This is a genomic window from Campylobacter sp. RM5004 (assembly GCF_022369455.1).
GTDB lineage: Bacteria > Campylobacterota > Campylobacteria > Campylobacterales > Campylobacteraceae > Campylobacter_E.
On sequence record NZ_CP059599.1, the window covers coordinates 1572317 to 1595168 of the forward strand.

24 protein-coding genes are annotated in these 22852 nt (G+C 28.7%); 6 read left to right on the forward strand and 18 right to left on the reverse strand.

Annotated features, from left to right (window positions below; genetic code table 11):
* Positions 1–24: 24 nt before the first annotated feature.
* From sstT to AVANS_RS07790, 4 genes are all read left to right on the forward strand, one after another.
* Positions 25–1248 (forward strand): serine/threonine transporter SstT, encoded by a 1224-nt coding sequence (sstT, locus tag AVANS_RS07775; protein ID WP_239818549.1) that lies wholly within the window; start codon positions 25–27, stop codon positions 1246–1248.
* A gap of 1 nt (position 1249) precedes the next feature.
* The gene (locus tag AVANS_RS07780) at positions 1250–2947 is read left to right on the forward strand and encodes a M3 family oligoendopeptidase (protein WP_239817316.1); all 1698 of its coding nucleotides are present in this window, start codon (positions 1250–1252) and stop codon (positions 2945–2947) included.
* Positions 2944–4956 carry an ATP-dependent helicase gene (locus AVANS_RS07785; protein ID WP_239817317.1) on the forward strand — a complete coding sequence of 671 codons (2013 nt, stop codon included), beginning with the start codon at positions 2944–2946 and terminating at the stop codon, positions 4954–4956. Before AVANS_RS07780 ends, AVANS_RS07785 begins: the two co-directional genes overlap by 4 nt.
* A gap of 525 nt (positions 4957–5481) precedes the next feature.
* The gene (locus AVANS_RS07790) at positions 5482–6372 is read left to right on the forward strand and encodes a hypothetical protein (protein ID WP_239817318.1); all 891 of its coding nucleotides are present in this window, start codon (positions 5482–5484) and stop codon (positions 6370–6372) included.
* 7 nt (positions 6373–6379) lie between these two features.
* Here AVANS_RS07790 and AVANS_RS07795 read toward each other — a convergent pair whose 3' ends face one another.
* Positions 6380–7339, reverse strand: coding sequence for a hypothetical protein (locus AVANS_RS07795; RefSeq protein WP_239817319.1), 960 nt, complete (start codon positions 7337–7339; stop codon positions 6380–6382).
* A gap of 155 nt (positions 7340–7494) precedes the next feature.
* Here AVANS_RS07795 and AVANS_RS07800 point away from each other — a divergent pair, with 155 nt between their 5' ends.
* Positions 7495–8172, forward strand: a complete 678-nt coding sequence (locus AVANS_RS07800) for a hypothetical protein (protein WP_239817320.1) — start codon at positions 7495–7497, stop codon at positions 8170–8172.
* Positions 8173–8304: 132 nt separating this feature from the next.
* Here AVANS_RS07800 and AVANS_RS07805 read toward each other — a convergent pair whose 3' ends face one another.
* From AVANS_RS07805 to AVANS_RS07880, 16 genes are all read right to left on the reverse strand, one after another.
* The gene (locus tag AVANS_RS07805; protein WP_239817321.1) at positions 8305–9273 is read right to left on the reverse strand and encodes an iron-sulfur cluster assembly scaffold protein; all 969 of its coding nucleotides are present in this window, start codon (positions 9271–9273) and stop codon (positions 8305–8307) included.
* Positions 9273–10469, reverse strand: a complete 1197-nt coding sequence (locus tag AVANS_RS07810; RefSeq protein WP_239817322.1) for a NifS family cysteine desulfurase — start codon at positions 10467–10469, stop codon at positions 9273–9275. The genes AVANS_RS07805 and AVANS_RS07810 overlap by 1 nt, the downstream gene beginning before the upstream one ends.
* Before the next feature lie 83 nt (positions 10470–10552).
* Entirely contained in the window at positions 10553–11797 is a 1245-nt protein-coding gene (locus tag AVANS_RS07815) for a homoserine dehydrogenase (RefSeq protein WP_239817323.1), read from the reverse strand.
* Positions 11797–12591 (reverse strand): hypothetical protein, encoded by a 795-nt coding sequence (locus tag AVANS_RS07820; RefSeq protein WP_239817324.1) that lies wholly within the window; start codon positions 12589–12591, stop codon positions 11797–11799. Before AVANS_RS07820 ends, AVANS_RS07815 begins: the two co-directional genes overlap by 1 nt.
* Positions 12591–13550: a hypothetical protein gene (locus AVANS_RS07825; RefSeq protein WP_239817325.1), complete on the reverse strand. Its 960-nt coding sequence runs from the start codon at positions 13548–13550 to the stop codon at positions 12591–12593. Before AVANS_RS07825 ends, AVANS_RS07820 begins: the two co-directional genes overlap by 1 nt.
* On the reverse strand, positions 13543–14229 hold the full coding sequence (gene rlmB, locus AVANS_RS07830) for a 23S rRNA (guanosine(2251)-2'-O)-methyltransferase RlmB (RefSeq protein ID WP_239817326.1): 687 nt from the start codon (positions 14227–14229) through the stop codon (positions 13543–13545). The genes AVANS_RS07825 and rlmB overlap by 8 nt, the downstream gene beginning before the upstream one ends.
* The gene (gene rsmI / locus AVANS_RS07835) at positions 14226–15041 is read right to left on the reverse strand and encodes a 16S rRNA (cytidine(1402)-2'-O)-methyltransferase (protein WP_239817327.1); all 816 of its coding nucleotides are present in this window, start codon (positions 15039–15041) and stop codon (positions 14226–14228) included. Before rsmI ends, rlmB begins: the two co-directional genes overlap by 4 nt.
* On the reverse strand, positions 15041–15241 hold the full coding sequence (gene rpmE / locus AVANS_RS07840) for a 50S ribosomal protein L31 (protein WP_239817328.1): 201 nt from the start codon (positions 15239–15241) through the stop codon (positions 15041–15043). The genes rsmI and rpmE overlap by 1 nt, the downstream gene beginning before the upstream one ends.
* Before the next feature lie 57 nt (positions 15242–15298).
* Entirely contained in the window at positions 15299–15958 is a 660-nt protein-coding gene (locus tag AVANS_RS07845; RefSeq protein WP_239817329.1) for an RsmE family RNA methyltransferase, read from the reverse strand.
* A complete protein-coding gene (locus tag AVANS_RS07850) occupies positions 15939–16325 on the reverse strand; it encodes a hypothetical protein (RefSeq protein ID WP_239817330.1) in 387 nt (128 codons plus the stop codon). The genes AVANS_RS07845 and AVANS_RS07850 overlap by 20 nt, the downstream gene beginning before the upstream one ends.
* Entirely contained in the window at positions 16325–16903 is a 579-nt protein-coding gene (locus AVANS_RS07855) for a 6-carboxytetrahydropterin synthase (RefSeq protein ID WP_239817331.1), read from the reverse strand. Before AVANS_RS07855 ends, AVANS_RS07850 begins: the two co-directional genes overlap by 1 nt.
* Positions 16900–17631: a 7-carboxy-7-deazaguanine synthase QueE gene (locus tag AVANS_RS07860; RefSeq protein WP_239817332.1), complete on the reverse strand. Its 732-nt coding sequence runs from the start codon at positions 17629–17631 to the stop codon at positions 16900–16902. The genes AVANS_RS07855 and AVANS_RS07860 overlap by 4 nt, the downstream gene beginning before the upstream one ends.
* On the reverse strand, positions 17631–18599 hold the full coding sequence (gene moaA, locus AVANS_RS07865) for a GTP 3',8-cyclase MoaA (RefSeq protein ID WP_239817333.1): 969 nt from the start codon (positions 18597–18599) through the stop codon (positions 17631–17633). Before moaA ends, AVANS_RS07860 begins: the two co-directional genes overlap by 1 nt.
* Before the next feature lie 9 nt (positions 18600–18608).
* Complete coding sequence (locus AVANS_RS07870; RefSeq protein WP_239817334.1) at positions 18609–19121, reverse strand: helix-turn-helix domain-containing protein; 513 nt, start codon at positions 19119–19121, stop codon at positions 18609–18611.
* The gene (locus AVANS_RS07875; protein ID WP_239817335.1) at positions 19111–19599 is read right to left on the reverse strand and encodes a hypothetical protein; all 489 of its coding nucleotides are present in this window, start codon (positions 19597–19599) and stop codon (positions 19111–19113) included. The genes AVANS_RS07870 and AVANS_RS07875 overlap by 11 nt, the downstream gene beginning before the upstream one ends.
* On the reverse strand, positions 19599–20462 hold the full coding sequence (locus AVANS_RS07880) for a UbiA-like polyprenyltransferase (RefSeq protein WP_239817336.1): 864 nt from the start codon (positions 20460–20462) through the stop codon (positions 19599–19601). The genes AVANS_RS07875 and AVANS_RS07880 overlap by 1 nt, the downstream gene beginning before the upstream one ends.
* 52 nt (positions 20463–20514) lie before the next feature.
* Here AVANS_RS07880 and miaA point away from each other — a divergent pair, with 52 nt between their 5' ends.
* Complete coding sequence (gene miaA, locus AVANS_RS07885; RefSeq protein WP_239817337.1) at positions 20515–21387, forward strand: tRNA (adenosine(37)-N6)-dimethylallyltransferase MiaA; 873 nt, start codon at positions 20515–20517, stop codon at positions 21385–21387.
* Positions 21388–21393: 6 nt separating this feature from the next.
* Here the strand turns inward: miaA and AVANS_RS07890 are convergent, their stop codons facing one another.
* On the reverse strand, positions 21394–22794 hold the full coding sequence (locus tag AVANS_RS07890; RefSeq protein WP_239817338.1) for a DASS family sodium-coupled anion symporter: 1401 nt from the start codon (positions 22792–22794) through the stop codon (positions 21394–21396).
* Between the last annotated feature and the right edge of the window lie 58 nt (positions 22795–22852).

A 22852-nucleotide genomic window follows, 5' to 3' on the forward strand; every position in this document is an offset into this window, starting at 1 on the left:
CCTTTTTAAGGAGAGTTTATGAGTATGCTAAGTTCAGTTATTACAAGGTATAAAAGCACTAATTTAATCGTGCAAATACTAATAGGCATTATTTTAGGTGTTATTGTTGGAATTTTTGTTCCTAGTTTGGTTGATTTTACTTCACTTTTGGGTAATTTTTTTATAGGTGCATTAAAAGCTATTGCTCCAATTTTAGTATTTATTTTAGTGCTTAGTGCGATTTCTACTAGAGAATACGGAGATGGAACAAAGAAAATTAAAAAAGTTATAATTTTATATTTAATAGGGACATTTTTAGCTTCTGTTTGTGCTGTTGTAGCGTCGTTTTTATTCCCTACAAAGCTAATTTTAGAAATCCCACAAAATACTGATTTGATCCCACCTAGTAGTGTTATTAAAGTATTTCAAGATTTATTATTTAGTATGGTTGAAAACCCTGTAAAAGCCTTAGCTAACGGAAATTATATAGGTATTTTAACTTGGGCAATTGCAGCAGGAATTGCACTTAAGACTTGCTCAAAAGAAGTAAAAAGAGTTTTTATAGATATTAACGAAGGAACTATTAAAATCGTAGCATTTATTGTTCGCTTAGCACCATTTGGAATCTTTGGACTTGTAAGCTCAAATATAGCAAGAACAGGAATTGAAACAATGGCAAATTATGCGATGTTATTAGTAGTTTTGGTTGGCACTATGCTATTTGTAACATTTGTAATAAATCCTTTAATAGTATTTTTTGTAACTAAGAAAAATCCTTATCCTTTGGTTTGGGTTTGTTTAAAACATTCTGCAATTTATGCTTTCTTTACTAGAAGTTCGGCTGCAAATATTCCTGTAAATATGGCACTTTGCTCAAAAATCAATGTAGATAAAGAATTATATGGAGTTTCAATTCCACTAGGTGCAACCATCAATATGGCAGGAGCTGCCGTAACCATTGCTATATTAGCACTTTCGGCTGTGCATACTCTAGGAATTAATGTAAGCTTTACACAAGCATTATTGTTAAGCTTTTTAGCTGCGTTTGCTGCTTGTGGGGCTAGTGGGGTTGCTGGGGGTTCTTTGCTTTTAGTTCCACTTGCTTGCTCGTTATTTGGGATAAGCGATGATATTGCTATGCAAGTAGTTGGAGTTGGCTTTATAATAGGTGTTATTCAAGATAGCGTTGAAACTGCACTAAATAGCTCAACTGATGTGCTATTTTCTGCGATTTGCTCTGATACACAAATAGATTTAAGTAGGGTTTAAAATGGAATGGGATTTAAGCATAATTTATAAAAACAAAGAAGATTTATACAATAATTTAAAAGATTTAGAAAAAAGAGCTGATGATTTTGCTAGTAAATACGAAAATAAACTTAACGAATGCGTGGAATTTGAAATAGGAATTAAAGAATTAGAAAATATTTACGAAGGACTTAGCAAAGCTGGTGCTTATGCTTATTTAAACTTTGCAAAAGATAGCTCAAACGGAGCATTTTTGCAAGAAATAAGCGAAATTTGCACAAAAATTTCTTCAAAATTAGTATTTTTTGAAATTGAGTTTTGCGAACTTGAAAACGCACAAGAAATTGCAAACAAAAGTAGCGAATACTCATATATGCTAAATAACTGGCTAAAGAGCAAAAAATATCAGCTAAGCAAGAGTAACGAACAAATATTTATGAAAATGAGCGTAAATGGAAATGAAGCCTTTTCAAGATTATTTGATGAGTATTTAAGCAATATTACTTTTAAGCTTGATTTAGAAAAAATTAGCGAAGAAGAATTATTAAGCAAACTTTATAGCCCTGATAGAGCTTTAAGAAAAAGAGCAGCCGACGCACTTACAAAAGGACTTAAGAAAAATATCAAAACTCTAAGCTTTATTTTTAATATGATTAAAAATCATCACAAAACCGAATGCGAATTAAGAGGATATGAAAATCCTTTAAGAGCAAGGAATTTAAGCAATCAAATAAGTGATGAAAGCGTTATGAGTTTAATCAAAGTTGCTGAAAGCAATTATCATCTGGTAGAAAAATATTATAATAAAAAGCGTGAAATTCTAGGCTTAAAAGAGCTAAAAGATTATGATAGATACGCACCGCTTTACTCTGATACTAGCAATGATTGGGATTTTGAAAAATCTTGTAAAGTTGTAAAAGATACATTTAATAAATTTAGTCCAAAATTTGCTGATATTATGCAAAAAGCTTTAAATAATCATGCACTTGATGTATATCCAGCTAAAAATAAGCGTGGTGGAGCATTTAGCTATGGTATAAATCCACAACCATTCGTAATGCTAAATCATACAAATAATCAAAGAGATTTATTTACCTTAGCTCACGAATTAGGGCATTTAATTCATCAAAGTTTAGCTGGGCAAAAGCTTGGATATTTTAATGCAAACACACCATTAACCACAGCTGAGACTGCTAGTGTATTTGCTGAAATGCTAACTTATGACGCTATTAAAGATACGCTTAGTGCAAAGGAGAAAAAAGCACTTCTAGCAAGTAAAATTGAAGATATTTTCGCAACCTTTTTTAGACAAATTAATTTTACAAATTTCGAAATTGCTTTACATAATCACGAAGGCGAATTAAGTGTAGATGAGCTTTGCGATTTATGGCTAGCTGAAGGGCAAAAAATGTTTGGCTCTAGCGTAAAATTACGCAAAAAATATAAATATTGGTTTAGTTATATTCCACATTTTATACATTCGCCGTTTTATTGCTATGCTTATTCTTATGCGCAATTATTAGTTTTAGCTTTATTTGGACTTTATAAGAGTGGAAAATGCCCTAATTTTGTGGATATTTATACTGAGTTTTTAGCAAGTGGGGGTTCTAAATCACCGGCTGAGTTGGTTGCTCTTTTTGGTCTTGATTTAAATAGCGATGAGTTTTGGCAATTAGGTATAAATGAAATTTCAAAAATGGTTCAGGAGTTTTGTGAATGAGTTATTTAGATAAACTAAATCCCGCTCAAAAAGAGGCGGCTACTTTTGTAGATGGAAGTTTGCTAATTTTAGCAGGTGCTGGAACAGGTAAAACCCAAACTATGATTAGTAGATTAGTTTATCTAATAAGCGAAGTTGGAATTAGTCCTGAATCAATCTTAAGCCTTACATTTACAAATAAAGCTGCAGCTTCTATGAAAGAGAGAGCAGTTTCAATGCTAAACGATATTGGCTTTAGTGGAAATTTGCCAACTCTTAGCACATTTCATAGCTTTGGAATGGAGTTTTTGAGTGAATATATAGAATTACTTGATGGGCGTAGAAGAAAAAATTATAGGCTAATTGATACTGATGATAAAAAAGACATTATAAAAAGCCTAGTCTTAGATAAAATTAGGCTAGATGATATTAATTTCTTAGTAAAAGATAAAAAAGATAAAGAAATTTTAAAAGAAGAAAGAGAATTTTTAAACGATGAAACGAAAAAAGCTCTTGCTTATATAGAAGAAGTAAAAAATACTTTGGAATTTGAAACAGCAAATACAAATCACGAAATATATGTAAAATACGAAGAAATTTTAACTAGAGATAATTTAATTGACTTTGATGATTTAATCATTTTACCGCACGATATTTTAAAGCAAAATCCAGCAACTGCAAAAAAAGTAAGCGAAAAATACTCTTATATAATGGTAGATGAGTATCAAGATACTAACCTAGCTCAATTAAAATTATTAAAGCTACTTTGCACGGCTCATCAAAATATAGTAGTAGTTGGTGATGATGATCAAAGCATTTATTCATTTCGCCATGCAAGGGTGCAAAATATCTTAGGTTTTGCTGATGATTTTAAGGGTTCAAAGATAATAAAACTTGAAGAAAATTATAGAAGCACGAAAACTATATTAACTCATGCAAACAATGTAATCTCAAACAATAAATCAAGATATGGAAAAGAGCTTTTTACTAATAATAAAATAGATGATGATATTACTAGGCTTGAAAATTATCATGAAGTAGTTTATGAGATAAAAAAACTTATAGAAAACGATGTAAAACCTAGTGAGATTTGTATTATTTATAGAATGAATATGAGTGCAAATTTCATTGAACCTAGGCTAATTAGCGAAAATATTCCTTATAAAGTAATAGGCTCGGTGCCGTTTTTTGAAAGAGCTGAGATAAAACTGCTTTTAAATTATTTAAGGCTTTATATTAATCATAATGATAATTTAGCTTTCAAAAAAATCATAAATATGCCTAAAAGAAAGTTCGGTGAAAAAGCCTTAGAAAAGCTTGAAAATAATGCTACTAAGCTTTCTTTACTTGAGAGCCTAAAGGATAATCTAGCAAGTTTTAAAAATAAAGAAATTAATGATTTTGTGGAGCTTTTTACCAATACGCAAGATAAATTTGCTTTATTTTTAAATAAATTATTAGGCTTAGAAGTTCATAAATTATTTGATAATGTAAAGGCAAGAGAAGAAAACTGCTCGGTGTTTTTTGATATTATTAGAAGAGAATGTGGCTTTAATGCTGATATTACTAAACTTACTAATTTTTTAAACAAAATCATCTTACAAGAGCAAATCCTAAAAGAAAGTAATGAATGCATAAATCTTTTAAGCATACATGCTAGCAAGGGGCTTGAGTTTTCTTATGTATTTTTGATTGATTGTGATAATGGCAAAATGCCTTGCGCTTTTATGGGTGGCGGGGTTGATATTGAAGAAGAGCGAAGACTTTTATATGTAGCAATTACTAGGGCTAAAAAGAAATTTTATTTTCAATACGATTTAACAAATCCAAGTATTTTTGTAAGCGAAATAATGCTTATTAAAGCAAAAGAAGAAGTAAAAGAAGAAAGCTCAGAGTTTAAAATAAATGCTTTAGTATCTCATAAATTATTTGGCATAGGCAAAGTAACAAATGTAGAAAACAACACAATCAGCGTTAATTTTCAAGGAAATATAAGAAAATTAAACAAAAGCTTTTTAACTCTTATTTGAAATTACACAAATCGTAATTTCAAATTCCTATTTTAAATTCTACAAATTTCTATCACAAAAATAAAAGAATTTAAACTAAGAATTTCAAAGTAATTTTGTGAGCGTTAGTGAACAAAATTACAGTAAAAAATAATGGAAAATTGCCGTTAAAAAACTCATTTGGCTTTTTATGAGCGTAAGCGAATAAAAAGGTTATGAGTTTTAGGCAATTTTTCCCTTAAGTAGCGTTGTCAGTGGATGGGAAGGGGTTTAAGGGGAAGGGAAGGAGAACGACTTCGCAATTCAAGTCTCCTTCCCTTCCCCTTAAATAATTTAAAAAATATCTCAATTCAAAAAAACAATCACTAAAAAACAAAACTTGAAATTCCTATTTCAAATTCCTTAATTTTTTCAATGTATTTTCAAGATAAATTCAAAGGAATTTAAAATAAGAAATTCAAATTTTTAAAAACTTAATTTCCTATTTCAAATTCCTTATCAATTTTTTCTCAAATTAACCGATATAAGTTAAATAAAGGAGAAAAAATGCTAAAAATAGATGGGTTTTGCGTAGATTTAAGTTCTTGTATAAATACAAGTGTTAGTAAAAAAGCTGATGTAAATAGCACCCTAAATCTAAGCCAAATAAGAAAAGATATAAAAACAAATAATTTTGAATATAAAACAAGTGATAAAGAATTAAATGTATTTTTTAGCCTTGATAATAAAAGCGTAGGAATTAGCTTAGATAAAGATATTTTAAAAGATTTAAAAAGCTTTTTTAATAAGAATGATTTTTTAGATGAAAATGGAAAAACTATTTTAAAAGGAGATGCGGCTAATTATGTAGCGGGTTGGTTTAGTGAGATTGCTAATAAATTTTTAGAAGTTAGCCAAAACGCAGTGCTTAGCAAAGAAGAGATATTAAACTCAAGACTAGGTATAAGGCTTAATGGTGAAATTAACGAATATAATTTATTGCAAATTACTAATGTAGAACTTAACGCTAAAGGAGATTATATTAGTGATGAAATATACGAAGCTCACAATACTATTTCAAAGGATTTAAGCGATACTATTTTAAAGGATAAAAACAAAGATGGTTCATTAACTTTAGATGAACTTGTGCTAAACGAGAGTAAAGAAAAATATCTAAAAGACTTAGAAAACTTATATAAATATAGCGAAAAAATTGAACTTGATGAAAAACCTAAAATAGACAAAAAGCTAAAAGAATACGCAATAAATGAAGAAAACAATCGCATAAGAAAACTAAAGCAAGATATAAAACTATTTAAAAACTCAAATGCTTTAAAAATAAATGAAGATAAAGAAAAAGAATTAAAAGACAAAAATACTTTAGAAGATTTTTGCAATTTTAGTATAAAGCTAATTGATGAGCTTAAAGATTATAAATTGCTAGATTTAAAAGCTTAATCTTAATTTAAACTCTAATATCTAGTAATTTTACCTTACTTAAATCTTGTAAAAAATCTTTTAAAAAATCATCGAATTCATCTAGTTTATCGTTGTTAATAATGTTTTCTAAATCGTTTTTATTTATTTTAAATTCTTTTGAAATATTATTTATTTTATCTTGATAATCCATATTAAAAGCTTTTAAAACTTTTATATCATCATCGCTTAACTTATCATTTCTCTCAGCCTTTGCTAAAATTGCAGCTAATTTAATTAACATTTCATATTCTTCTTCTATGTTTTTTTTCATCAACTCTTCTAATTTTGCTTTATCAATATTGTTTAAATTAATATCAACACTTCTAGCAATTCCACTAACCCCATAAGCTTCTTTACCGGTTATTCTTAAATCAAAATTAGTATCATCGCTTATTACCTTATTTAATGCATTACTTATACTAGTGTAATTTTTTAACTCCCCTAACAAACTAGCTATTTTATAATCAACTTCACCAAAACGCTCATAAATATTACCTTGATTATAAGCTGTAGATTTGAATGTATTTAGCATCTCTGCTTTATTTAAAAAACCATCTTTATTGGTATCTGCATTTAAAAAATTTTGATTAAATGCAATTTCATTAAACCAAGAACCAATAAAACTAGCAGCACTTTTATCTAATATAAAACCTTTATTATTTTTAATAAAATTATCATTGTCAAAAAAATCTTGCATTCTTAATAAATTTTTTTCATCTAATTTTACTCCTATATTTTCGTTTAAAAATGAAAAGAATGTATTGTAATCTTGCTCTTTATTGGTTTTATATTTAAAATCATTTGTAATGCTTGTTATATTAATTTGATTAATTTCTTCATCACTTAGTTTATTTTCATCAATTAAACTAGTTTGCTTTAAAGTAGTGTCTTTTAAAAAACTAAAATTAGACCAAGTAAGGTTATAAATAGGTTTAGTGATATTCATATTTTTACCCACATTAATTTAGTAATTATTCTAAATAATAGAATATCAAAACATTTATAAAAATTTAATAATTTTTCAAATTCCTAATTCAAATTCTTTTAATTAAGAGGAACATATTTTGCTACTTCTTATCAAATTACATTAAAGGAGAGCAAATGATAATAAATGATAGGATTGTTCTTAGTTCTTACACTAAGACAAATAATTTAAAAGATAATAAAAACACTTCATTTGAAGAAGCCTTACAAGCTCAAAGTAAAGCAGCAAACACTATAAATGATGAACTAATTAATAAGTGTATATCAAATGCTGAAGATGATTTTGCTTGGTTACATTATGGACATTGTTTATTTTTCCCAACTGAATGGCACACTCCTAGGAAAGATAAAGAAACCCCAGATGACTATATAGCAAGATTACCTAAAGAAGATGTAGGAGTAATGATGTTCTTAGAAGCTTGTGGGATAGTTGAGACTAAAAAAATAGAATCAGTTAAAAATGATTTAGATTACGAAGGTTTAAAAACTGCAGAAGAAATCATAGAAAACTATCAAATAACACCTGATTTAGAATTAAAAATAATTGAATTTGCTAAAAAATCATCAAAAGAATTTATGAATAATTTTGATTTACCATCTGGAAGTGTAGGACTTGATCACCCTAAATTACAAGCTATTTTTAAAAAACATGGAATTTCAATGGATGAATTTGTAGATAAAGAAAAACTAATGAAACAAAGCTTTAAATTTGATTTTGATAAAGAAAAGGATAAATTATTTGATGAACTTTTAAAACTAGGAGAAAACAATAAAATAAGATTAGGAATTAGTTAATTTAAGTATTAGTAAAAATGGAACTTAAATTTCGGAAAGTCTTTTGTAATTTTAAGATTAGCAATTTAAAACAGATATTGAAATTCCTATTTCAAATTCCTTAAAATTTATGGCAATTTAACTTGCCATAAATTATACAGGAATTACTCTTATATTTGGACTTAAGTTTTCTTGTAAAACATTTTCAATCGCATATAATGTCCCAGTGCTTCCACTAGAACAGCCACTACATGCTCCTAAATAGCGAATATATAAATCACACATACCATCATTGCCTTTTTGAATATCAATAACTTCTAAATCACCGCCATCCATATGAAGCATTGGGCGAATTTCAGCATCTAATAGCTCTTCTACAGCTTTAATTTGTTTTACAACAGTTAAATCATCAAAATTATCACTTAGTGTAGCTTTTGCTAAACGCTCTTTATCCATTTGCGCTCTAGTTTCAGCTAAAATATCTACTAGATAATATTCTCTTTTTTCATGTCCGCCAGCTCTTACGCAAGATTTACAAAACGCACCTGCTTTAGTATATTGTGTGATTTGCTCAACTGATTTTAAATCATTTAATCTTATTACTTCTTTTATTGTCTTAAGGCTAACTCTTGCACACTCACATACTATTATTTCTTCTTCAAAATCTTCAGGATTTACACCTTTATACTGAGCAGCTGCAGCTTTTATAACATCATAAGCCATTACGCTACAATGCATTTTTTGAGGTGGAACTGCAGGAGTTTCTGGATTATCACGCATAGCAAACTCAACATCAATATTTGTAATCTTCACAGCTTCATCAACACTTTTTCCTATACATAAACCTGCCATAGTATCGCTACTTGCAATCGCTGTTCCACAGCCAAAGCTTTTAAATTTAGCATCTTTTATGATATTTGTAGCCTCATCAACTAACCAATAAAGCCTAACAGCATCTCCACAACTCTCAGCTCCAAAATCTGCTACAATAAGCTTTGTATTAGTTGCTTTCGCATCTTCTTCAGTTAGCTCTCCCATGTGTCTTGGATTATTCATTAAATCCTGAACTTTTTGTGAATACTCATCCCAAATTGAACCGCTTATTAAATTATTCTTTGCCATTATTTATCCTTTTTAAGAAAGCTTGGTGTATAAGCATAAGTGCTTGAAATTGCTCTTAAACGCTTTGCAGCTATTTTGATTTGCTCTGCTGCATAATCAATTTCGCTTTCTGTATTAAATCTACTTAAACTAAGTCTTAGTGCAGTATGGGCTAAATCAGCTTCAGCTCCGATAGCTTCCATTATAGGATTGCTCTCAAGGTTTTCAGATGCACACGCACTTCCTGTGCTTGCAGCTATGCCAGCCTTGTTTAAATCCCAAAGCATTGCTTCGCCTTCAACGCCTTTAATACTTGCTAAAATAGTATTAGGAACTCTATTTTCTCTACTTCCAACCACACTAACATCAGGTATAGTTAAAATCTCATCTTCAAGTTTATCTCTTAATCTTCTTATGTGTGAATTCTCGTAATCTAGCATTAAATTTGCAAGCCTTAAAGCCTCAGCCATTCCAACAATTCCTGCAACATTTAATGTCCCACTTCTACGGCCACCCATATGCTCTCCGCCATGAAGTAACGAAGTAAGCTTTAAGCCTTGTTTAATATAAAGCCCACCAACTCCTTTTGGTCCGTGGAATTTATGAGCTGAAAATGAAGCAAAATCAACCCCTGCACTTCTAAAATCTACTTTGATTTTACCTACTGCCTGAGTTGCGTCTGTATGAAATAAAGCCCCATGCTCATGAGCAATATCACATAATTGCTTAATAGGGAAAATCATTCCTGTTTCATTGTTCGCCCACATGATATTTACAAGCGCAGTTTTGTCGCTTATCATTTCTTTTAAATCTTGCACATTGCAAGTGCCTTCGCTATTTACAGGTAAGGTTTTGATTTTTACACCAAGTCTTGCTTCTAAAAAAGCACAGGTAGCTCCAACTGCAGGGTGCTCTACTCCGCTTATTATGATTTCGTTTTTATCTTTGTTTAAAATCTCATCAAAATAAATACCTTTTAAAACCCAGTTAATACTCTCAGTAGCACATGAAGTAATGATTACATCATCTAAATCACTTGCACCTAAACCTGAATATAATTTATCTAAAGCCTCATTTAGTGGCTTATGTGTTGCTTGTCCGAAACGATGAAGCGAATTTGGATTACCATAAATGTTTTCTAAATATGGTTTCATAAGTTCAAAAACGCTAGGATCAATCATCGTTGTAGCGTTATTATCTAAATAAATCTCTTTCATATTTTTTCCTTCTTTTTAACCATTTTAAAAATGGGATAAAAATTATCTTTTATAAATAATATTCCAAATTATTAAATGAATTATTATTCTTCAATTCTAATTAAATTAATTTCACCTTTTACAAATTCTTGAGTTTGTAACTCGCTTAGCAATTTAGTAATTTTTGCTTCATTTGCAATATGTGTTGTTATAAAAATCGTTCTTGTTTGATTTTTTGATGGGCGTTGCATTAGGCTATCTATGCTAATTTCATTATTACTCATAAAACTTGTAATTTTATTTAAAACGCCTATTTTATCATCTACGCAAAGTCTTAGGTAGTATTTTGAACTTATATCATTAATACTTACAAGGTTTACTTTTGGCAATTCATTGTAGCCTAACATTTTGCGAGTTTTATTATCAGCAATTTGCATTAAATCACTTAAAACCGCACTAGCAGTCTCAAGACTACCAGCACCTGCTCCATAATATAAACTCTCTCCTAAAGCGTTGTCATTTAATAAAATTGCGTTCATAGAATTATTTACACTTGCTAAAATGTGATTTTTGTCTATTAAAGTAGGATGAACTCTTATTTCTACTTTATCTTCGTTTTGCTTTGCGATTGCTAAAAGCTTAATTCCGAATTCAAATTCCTTTGCAAAATAAAAATCATCATTGCTAATCTTATCAATTCCTTGAACCAAAATATCTTCAGGCTTAACATTAATCCCATAAGCTAAACTTGCTAAAATCGTAAGCTTATGAGCTGCATCCATTCCATTAATATCAAGCGAAGGATTTGCTTCAGCATAGCCTAATTCTTGAGCTTGTTTTAAGGCTATTTCGTAGCTTATTCCTTCGTTTTGCATTTTTGTTAGAATATAATTTGATGTGCCGTTTAAAATACCTTTTATACAATTAAATTTATTAGCACTCAAACCTTCTTTAATAATCTTAATAATAGGCACTCCACCAGCAACACTAGCTTCATAACCAAAGTATTGATTTGGCTTTAGCATTTTCTCAATATCGTAACGATAATAAGCTAGCAAGGCTTTATTTGCTGTAATTACATGCTTATCTTTAGCTAAAGCTTGTTTTATACACTCATAAGCAAATGTTGTCCCGCCCATTAGCTCGCAAACCACATCAACATCGCTATTTAAAACATCTTCAAAATTATTTGTTTGTTTATAAGGACAATTGTTTTTATGTGTTCTTGAATAAACTAAAGATATTTCTATATCTTTTCCAAGGCGTTTTTTTATTAATTCCTTATTTGTTTCTATTAATTTTGCTACCCCGCTAGCAACCGTTCCAAATCCTAATAATGCTATTTTCATTACATTCCTTTTATATTTAATCCTAGCTTAATATTTTCTAAAGTAAATGCATCTCCTATAATTATATAAGCACACATTTTTGGCACTGCAAGATTTAATTCTTTAAATGATTTATCGCTTTTATAGGTTGAAATTAGATTAAGATTTTTATCTAAAAATTCAATTTTTGGATACCAAATATTATTTAGATTTCTATCAATAATAAGCTTTGAAACATTGTTAATCTTTATAAAATAAGAATCAAGCGGCTTACTAAGTTCTAATAAGCTTCCACTATTTAGCATAAAATCTGCTTGAATACTTGCTCTACTAAAGTCTAATTCATAGCTAAATTCATTGCCATTTCTTTTAGCATCTACTATATAAACACCTGTTTTTCTCAAAGCTTCATATAAAGAACCTGGGTCTATGCTAAATTTTGAATTAATAGTAAAAGCAACGCTCATTTCATCGTTGTTTTTTGAGTATTCGCTTATTAAATAATAATTAATTCCGATTTGCTCATAAGCAAGAGTTATTGCTTTTAAAAATATTCCAGCTTTTGCCTTTGCTTTAAATTTTACTTGCATATTTAAAGCATCGTTATATGCGTAAGTAAGTAATGAATTCATTTTTAAAACTTGCGTAATTGCCTTAATATTTGGCATTCCACCTTGCATATAAGAACCACTTGGAAATAATAATCTAAGCTTAGCATCTTTTGAGCTATCATTTACTAATTTAGAAGCTATTTCATAAGATGAACTTGCATATATTAAAGAGCTAAATACTAATAAAGATAATAATTTTTTCATCATTTCGCCTTGTCTAATTTAGAATATTCTTTTTGTGTTATAAATTTAACTTTTCCATCTTTAAATAATATATATCTTGGGTCGCTATTTTTAGGAAGTTCTACATTCGTTTCGTTTAAAGATAGTGAAAATAAATTATTTCCTACGAAAATCAAAGAATCTTGATTAAAGCTTACATTTTTTGTAACCATATAATTTTTAGTTTCTTTTGTTTTAAGATTTTTTACACTAACCCATGCTTTAGTGCTTGGAGTAAGTAATAATTTGTTTTCTTTTTTTACTTCTACTTTTACTTCTTCTTTGATTTCTTCTTTTGGTTTTGGGGTATCTTTGAGTTCTTTAATTTCTGTATTTTCTTGAACTTCTTCTTTTATAGGTTTAATAATTTCTTGCTTATTTTCTTCTACTTCTTTTACTTCTTGTTTGATTTCTTCTTTTACTTCTTGAGCTTGTTTGGTTTCTTTTATAGGTTCTTTTATGATTTCTTTTATCGGCTCTTTTTTAATCTCTTCTAAAGGTATTATTATTTCTTCTTTTACTTCTTCTTTTACAAGTTGCTGTGGAGTTTCTTTTACTTCTTCGGTGTCTTCATTATAATAATTAAAATAATAAAAAGCCCCTGCAATTACAACAATCGTAGCTATACTAAGATAGATAAAATAAGCTAAATTACTGCTTGATTCATTACCTGAATTATAGCCCATTACCTTTGGCTTTACTTTTAAAGAATTCTTAGTATTTGTAAGGTTATTGCTTTTGTATTCATTATATTCTTGTAGCCATTCGCTAAAGTCTATATTATACTCACGCTCTAAGATTTTAATATTCATAGCCACATTAACATTACTTAAACTCTCATAATCTTTATTAATAATAGCCTTTATTCTAGCTTCATCTAAATGTGTTTTTGAGGCAATTTCTTTTACCGAAAAACTTTTTAAATAATCTAAATTATTCATTCATTATCCTATCTCCTAAAATAGCAAAAGCATTGCTAACATTTAGGCTATCAAAATTATTCTTCATTGTAATTTTTACTTCTAAATCACAAGCTCTTATTATCTTAGCACTTAAGCCTTTTCCTTCACTTCCCATAATTAAAGCTGATTTAGGAGCAAAAGCTATTTTATTATGCTCTTTTGCATTTTCTGAATGATTTGCTGCATAAAAATTAAAACCAATTTGCTTAAACTCATTAATCAAGCTTAAAATATCTTTAGTTTGAGTAAATTTCATCTCAAGCAAAGCACCTGCACTAGCTCTCATAACAGCTTCAAGATTAACATTATTTCCTGAATGAATTATCCCATCAAAGCCTAAAGCATAAGCACTTCTAGTAATTGAGCCTATATTTCCTACATCACTTAACTCATGCAAGATTACAATTTTTTGCATATTTTTAAAATCTTTAATATTAGCTAATTCATACTCGCTAACTTTTGCTAAAAAACCTTGATGATTTCCACCCTTAGCCATTGCTTGAGCTTTTATAAAATCAAGTTTTGTGATTTTTTTACCTATTTTATTAATATCTTTAAAAGTTTGTTTATCTAGATCTTTTGCTAAATATATTTCTTCTATTTTTTCTGGTGCTTTGCTAAGATAGTGCATAAACACTTGTTTGCCATAAATAATCATTTTTCTTCACTTTTTAATAAATTTTCATAATTTTGTTTTGGACTAAGTCCGTTTAATTTACTAAGTAATTTTGACTTATCCTTTAAAGAAATATTAAGACTTAAAATATCTTCGCTTGAGATACTAGAATTTGAATTAGGAATTTGATTATTTATTACTACTACCCATTCGCCTTTTAAGTTCTCATTTTTTAGCAATTTAGCCAAATTTTTTGCCTTGTCTTTGTATGTTTTTTCATACATTTTTGATATTTCTTTAATTAAAAATATTTCCTTATCTTCATCAATTTTAGCAATACCTTGTATCAAATCCATAATTCTTGTAGGTGCTTCATATAAAATAGTAGGATAAGCTTGATTTAGTGCATTTTCTATTTGTGCTTGACGATTTTTTTTGATATTTAAAAATCCTAAAAATATAAACTCTTTATCGCTAAATCCACTAGCTACAAGTGCTGTAATAGCAGCATTTGCACCAGGAATTACGCAATATTTTATATCATTTTCTTGAGCATATTTTACTAATGAAATTCCAGGATCACTTATGCAAGGCATTCCTGCATCGCTTAAAAAAGCTATATTTTTTGAAAAATCAATATTTGAAAAATCAAATTCTTTTTCATTATGTGAATGTAATGATATGTAGTTTTTACTTCCAAAATCTATATTATATTTAGCACTAAGTAAGTTAATTAAAGCCTTACAAACTCGCACATCTTCGCAAAAAATCAACTCGCAAACTTGTAAGACTTCTAAAGCACGATATGAGATATCGCCTAGATTTCCTATTGGTGTAGGAACGAAATAAAGCATTATTGCATTTGATATTTTTTCTTAAATTTCTCAACTCTACCTGCAGCATCTACGATTTTTTCACTACCTGTGAAAAATGGATGGCAATTTGAACAAATATCTACTCTTAATTCTTCTTTATTTGATTTAGTAACAAAAGTATTTCCACAAGCACAAACTACGGTGCAATTTTTATAATCTGGGTGAATGTCTTTTTTCATAATATTTCCTTTTTTGCGTAAATAAAAACGCAGATTGTATCTTAAATTACATTAAATCTACATTAAAATTTTTGCACTTATGCTAATTACTGCAGTTTTTGCCTTTAAAATATTTGATATTTTTAAGCCTTGAGTTTTGAATAATTTTCTTTCTTTTTCGCTAAATCCGCCTTCAGGGCCTATTACATATAAACAATCTTTATTAAATTCACATAAGTCGTTTTTATTAAAATCAATCAAAATAAAATCTTTATATAGTTTTGCAAGCTCACTTAAGCTATTTAAAATAGTAATTTTTAAAATATCGGCTCTTGCACATTGTGAGCTTGAATTATGCAAAATCTTTTCAAGCTTTGCTAGTTTTTTCTCATCAAATTTATAAGATTTTTGAGAAAAATCTGTATAAACTAAAAATAATTCTTCAAGCCCTAATTCATTTAAATAAGGAGCAATTTCTAAAATACTATCTATTTCTATCATTGCAAGGGCTAATCTTACTCCGCTTTTATTTGTTTTAAATTCAAAAGTATTTTTAAGACTTAATCTAATATCGTTTCTTTGCATAAATACGATTTCGTATTCGTGCAATAGTCCATCTAATTTACTTAATTTTACGATATCTCCTAAGCTTTGTCTTCTTGCTTTAAAGTGAGCTACTAATTCGCTATCAAGCCTAATTTCACTATCTCCAGCAAGTTTAGAAAAATAATAAAACATTAAAAAGTCCTATCATAATAAGTAATTTTGCTAGTTCTAAAAACAAGCTTAGTTTTTTAAATTTCGTATATTCTTTACTTCTTCTATATTTTTTAAACTTAATAAATTGAAAGATAGAAATTGCAAGAATTAAAATTAATCCAAACAACATCAAAAATCTAAAATCATTAAAGCCTTTCATTGCTTCAAGCAAAATCCCTGTAAAAAACACGCAAGCAATTATGGTGTAATATGCAGGTAAAAGCACTCTAATTCTAAAAATATATTTATGAATGTCTTTAAGATATTGCGAAAAAACAAAATATAAAATTTCTAAAAACACCAAAATATAGACAAAAAACAAATGTATGCTAATAAAATCGCTCATTAAACTTCCTTAGGATTTATAAAAATTTCATTATTTTTTATTTTTTCTAATAATCTAGGGTCGCTAAAATCATCTAAAATAGCTTGTGAAAATGTGATTTTAGAAATATCAATTATAGGCAAATCATTATAAAACGCATCTTCATATTCGCATTCAGCCCAGCCTGTTCTAGTCTCGTTTAGCTTGATTCTATCAACTTTTACGCTTTCATTATTATGCATTTGGGTGTTTTTTAAAATAATTGAAATTAATATAAAAAATACTATGCTTAGATTTTCTGCACTGATATTACAAGGTAGTTCTATCCATCTTGCTGAATGCTTTTTAATATCTTCTAAATATTCTTTATCATCATCTATATAAAGGCAAGTGCTATGATCAAAGGCATCTATAATTTGCTTAATATTGCCTTTTAAAAGTCCGAAATCATAGACCATTCCAGCCTTATCAAGTGTATTTGCCTTTAATACTAATTCAAGTTTATATGAATGTCCGTGAATGCTAGTTTTGCACCTTTTTGAGCTACAAAATCTAACTATATGAGCGTTTTCAAACTCAAATAATTTTCCTATTCTCATACACCCTCCAAATCATCATAAATTCTAATATGCACCCTATCAGTATAATTAAAACCATTATTAATTGCGTATTCTAAAACACTTTTTGCATTCATACTTAATTCTTTATTAGTTGAGCCTTTTGGCATTAAATAAAAATCATTATTAGAATAATCTTTTCTTAAAGCAAGTAATTCGCTAGTATCATTTAAATCAAACTTATCTAAAACGATTTTAAAAAATGCTCCTTTTGAATTATTTATAATTGAATTAATTGCTTCGTGATTAATTCTTTTATTTTTTGGCATTTTGCTATTTTCAAGCTTTACGCCCATTGCAAAATAACATTTTTTATAAAAATCATAATTTTTTAGTTTTATACTAGCATTTGTTTCAAACTGAACCAAATAATCATTATTCGTTAAATACTCTAAAAGCTCTATAAATTCAGGCTCTTCTTGATGAATTAAAGGCTCTCCACCTGTAATTACTATCATAGGTTTGTGCTTAAATGAGCTTAATTTATCTTTTAAAATTCCTATTTCAAATTCTTTGTATTCATCGCTAAAATCTGCTGTATAAACAGCTCTTAAAGTATCACAACCTATAAATTCTTTATTATTCTTACTTTTTTTAACACCAAAACCAAAGCAAGAGAAATTACAACCCGCAAAACGAATAAAATAAGCTAATTTTCCAGCAAAAATTCCTTCACCTTGAATACTCAAAAACTCTTCAACTAGCTTCATCATCCACCCGTTTGCGAAAACGACCTAGCTGAACTTTTATTATCATCTTCGCCCCATTTATTTTTCTCAGGTTTGTTTTCTAAAACCGTATTTAAAATACTTAAAGCCTTATTGATATCCTTATCTCTTAAAGCTTTTTTAATACTCATAGCCTCATCAAAATAAAGGCAAGGTATTAAAAATCCTTCAGCACTAAGTCTTAAGCGATTGCAACTTTCACAAAAATCATGCTTATGTGGATTAATCACACCAAAAACATAATCAAGCTCGTTAATTTTAAATAAACTTGCAGGTGAATTTGGCTCTTTTTCTAAAGCTGTGATTTCATATTTTTCTTTTACTTTACCTAAAATCTCAGCTTCTCTTAAGCCTTTTAATTGTCCGTAAGCGTGTTCGTTTTCCATAAATTCAATAAATCTTATTTGGATATTTCTTTGCTTTGCAAAAAGTATTAAATCGCACAATTCATCTTCATTAATGCCTTTTAAAGGAACACAATTTACCTTTACTTTTAGCCCTACTCTTAAGGCTTCTTCAATACCTTCTAAAACTTCTTTTAATATATCTTTTTGAGAAATTAACTTAGCCCTACTAGGCACTAAAGTATCTAAAGAAACATTAATTCTTACAAGTCCAGCAGCTTTTAGTTTAGCAGCTTGTTCTTTTAATAAATAGCCATTTGTAGTAAGTGCTAAATCTAAATCGCTTTTATAATCAATTAGCATTTTTATAAATTTATCTAAATCAGCTCTTACAAGTGGCTCTCCACCTGTTAAACGGATTTTATCCACGCCTTTATCCATACATAATTTTGCAAATAAAAACAATTCTTCATAACTTAATAAATTTTCTTTTGGCACATGATTAAAAGGAACTTTTGGCATACAATATAAACACCTAAAATTGCATCTTTGAGTAAGTGAAATTCTTAAATAATTTATTCTTCTTCCATACGAATCTATTAACATTTTTAAACCTTATAAACTTTTTAAAATTATATTAATTACTTGTGGACTTTTATTTAAAAGACTTGCGATTTCATCAACGCTTTTGCCATCGCCATAAAGCTTTAAAATCTGCATTCTAGTAGAATCATCATCAGGTTTTAGCCTAGAGATTGGCTCGGTTGCTAGTTCTAAGTTAGCAATTCTGCTATCTTGACTTTTGGTTACTTCTTGAATACTTTCTTGAATAATGCCTAAATCACTATTTAATTCATTAATTCTTTCATCAATAATAGAATGTATTAAAAACTCGCAATTTTGCATAATATTATCATTAAATTCGTTTTGTTTTGAATGATTTATTTCAGCGATTTTCATCTTTTCAACAACTTGCTCTAGCCTATGAATTGATTTATAATTTTCATCAATAGCCTTTAAAACCCCATCTAATTTATCATTTAAATCTCTTGATGTAAGCCTTACATACAAAAACATTAAAATGATAAAAATTATAAAAACAATATAAATTATTAAATCAATCCCCATTTTTTTCCTTTTTAATATGAATTAGATTTCTTTGCGTATCTGCTACGAAAATATTTAAACCTTCTTGATCATATCTTTTCATTTGTGTGATTTTGAAAGTATCTTCGCTAATAGCCTTAAGCCAGCAAGATATGGTTCTATCTACTAAAACAAGCCTTGCATAATAGCTTTGATTAACTTCTAAAACGCCATCAACTCTAATAAAATCATAATTAATTGCATTAGCAAATGTTTCATCACTAAGAGTTATTAATTCATCTTTTTTAAGATTTTTAAGTTCTAAAATATCTCTTTTAATATCACAAAGCATTTCAAAAAACAATTTATCTTCAGGATACATATCCATTTTAGAAGCTCTATGTCTATAATCTTGCAAAGATTTATGATAATTCATAGCGTTATATTCTTGTAAAAATTTATCGCTTAATTCATCACATTTTTCATATTCAATCTTAAATCTTGTTTCATACATAATCATTAGCTAACCTTTAAATCAATTATAAAAAATACTAAGAATAATATACTAATAAAAGCATTAATATCAAAAAAAGCTCTTTCAATATTTTTTGTATTTTTTCTTACAATAATATGCTCTAAAATAAGCATAAGCCCTACAATAATTAAGCCCAAATATGCGTAAAATCCAGCATTTACACTAGCTAAAAATACTAGCCAAAACAAAAACGCAATTAAATGAAAAATAGCAGCGATAAATAATGTAGCCTTTTCTCCAAAACATGAAGGAATTGAAAATAATTCTTGATTTTTATCAAATTCTAAATCTTGTAAAGCATACAAACAATCAAATCCAGCAGTCCAAAAACAAACAGCAAAACATAAAGCTATAGAATAAGAACTAACACTATTAGTAAGCACAATTTCTCCAGCAACACAAGCAAAACCTAATGATAAACCTAAAATTATATGAGCTAGATATGAAAAGCGTTTAAATAAAGAATAAGAACCAAGTAAAATAAGTGTAAAAAAGCTAAGATAAAAGCACAATTCATTTATAAAATATGCTAATAGAACAAAAATACAAGCATTAGCAATTATAAATAAAGCTAAATTAAATCTACCTACCCTACCATCTACGCTAGGACGATTTTTTGTCCTTTCATTTAAGATATCAATATCTGCATCAAGCAAACGATTTAGCGCCATTGCATAATTTCTTGCACTAACAGCACAAAGAAGAGCCAAAATAAACTTAAGCCAAATATCATTAAAGCTTAAATCATATAATTTTATAGCACTAAGCATTGAAACTAATAAAAACGGCAAAGCAAAAATGCTATGCTTAAACACAATTAATTCTAAAATATTTTTTAACTTTTGCATAACTATCCTTTATGCTAGTTTATAATATTTTAATTAAGATTTAAGGATAAAAATGAAAAAAATAGCCCTAATAGGAACAACAGCAAGTGGCAAAACAGCCTTGGCTCATAAGCTTGCTCTAAAGCATAATGCAGTGATTTTAAGTCTTGATAGCTTATGTTTATATAAAGAGCTAAATATTATAAATGCTAAGCCTGATAATGCTATGCTTAATGAAGTTAAATATTTTGGAATAAATCTAATTAGCGTTAAAGATGATTATAATGTAGGGCTTTATTTTGATGAATACAAAAATGCTTTAAATTATGCAAAAAAATATGAAAAAAATCTAATAATAGTAGGTGGAAGTGGATTTTATCTAAGCGCTTTAATTAATGGCTTAAGCCCTAAAATTGATGATATTAAGCATAATTTAAGCCTTGATGAAATCTATAATCTAATGCAAAGTATTGATAAAGATAGCAAAATCGCAGCTAATGATAAGTATCGCTTAAATAAATGGTATAGCATTTATTTAACTACAAATGAAATTCCAAGCCTTTGGCTTAAAAATAACACTCAAGAGTCTTTAATAAAAGATATTTTAATTTATGATATTTTATGGAACAAAGTTGAATTAAACAAAAGAATAGAGCAAAGAACTAAGCAAATGCTAGAACTTAATGCCTTTAATGAAGTGATAAATCAATATAAATTACATGGATATACAAAAGCCTTACAATCAATTGGAGCAAAAGAAATAATAGATTGCTATGAAGGAAGAATTAAAAAAGAAGATTTAAAAGAATTAATTACAATTCATACAAGACAACTTGCTAAAAGACAACGCACATTTAATAAGAAATTTAACGCTCATACCTTTGAAATTTCAACGGAATTTGAATTAGGAATTTGCTTTGATAAATTAAGCGAGATTTTAAAATAATCTCGCTTAAAAATAAAAATATACAAACAATGAAATAATAATAACACAGCCTATATTTAAATATCCACCCGCCTTTATCATATCTTTTTGTCTTATATGTCCTGTTCCAAAAACAATAGCATTTGGCGGTGTTGCAACTGGTAACATAAAAGCACAGCTTGCACCAACTCCTATTACCATAACTAAGATTTCTTTAGGCATTCCCATATTACTAGCAATAGTCGCAAATACAGGAACTAATAAAGCCGCTGAAGCAGTATTGCTTGTAAATTCAGTAAGAATTATTATAAAAGTACAAACTACAAAAATAATTCCTAAAGTAGAAAAATCTCCAAATATTCTTGCAACTTCTTTACCTAAAATAAGCGAAGCTCCTGAATCTTTTAAAATTGAGCTAAGTGCTAAACCACCACCAAATAATATTAAAACTCCCCAATCAGTTCCTTTTGAGATTTGCTCCCAAGTCGCAAGATGAAGCACCACAATAACAGTAGTTGCACTAAGAGCGATTAAAGCATCAGAAAACGGAATGCCTGTTAGTTTGCTAAGTGGTTTGCTAAAAATCCACGCAAGTGCAGTTACGCTAAATAATATCAAAGTTGCAACTCTTGGCCTTGTCCAAGGGATTTCTTCTATTTGCATATTAATTTTTTGTGATAAATTAGGACGAAATACAAAATAAAGAACAATAATCATTAAAGGTAAAATCATTAGCATTAAAGGTGTTCCTATTTTCATCCAAGATGCAAAATCAAGCCCTAAAGCCTGAGAAGCGATTGCATTAGGTGGTGAGCCAACGATAGTTCCAAGCCCTCCAATGCTAGCAGAATACGCAACGCATAAAAGTGCAAAAACAAAGGTATTTCTATCCTTTTTAGGGTCAAGCTCGCTTAAAATACCCATTACAAGTGGTAACATCATAGCTGCTGTTGCTGTATTTGATATCCACATTGAAAGGGCTGCAGTTGCAATACATATTGCAATTATAGCTACTCCTAAATGAGATTTAGAAAGCGATAAAATCTTCATAGCAATTTTTTTATCAATGCTTTGCATATGAAGTGCAGTTGCTAGTGCAAAACCACCAAAAAATAAAAATATAGTAGGATCAGAAAAATTAGCCAAAGCTTGTTTGATACTAAAAGCAGAAAAGCTCCCATCAGCATTGCTTTTACCTACCCCGATAAAAATAGCAATAACAGGAACTAAAATAGCCGTCATAGAAATATGAATAGCCTCACTAAACCACATAATCGCTACAAAAAGTAACAAAGCTAAACCTTTGTTTGCATTTGTATCATAAGGTAACAAATAATACAAAGCAACGCTTGAAACAATTGCAATAGCGATAATTAGCCAAGATTTAAGCCTTTTGGCTCTATCATCTACAAACAATTCTTCTTGCATAAAACCCTCCTTAATTGATTTACATCAATAAATTATCAAAAAATATAAAAGAAATTTT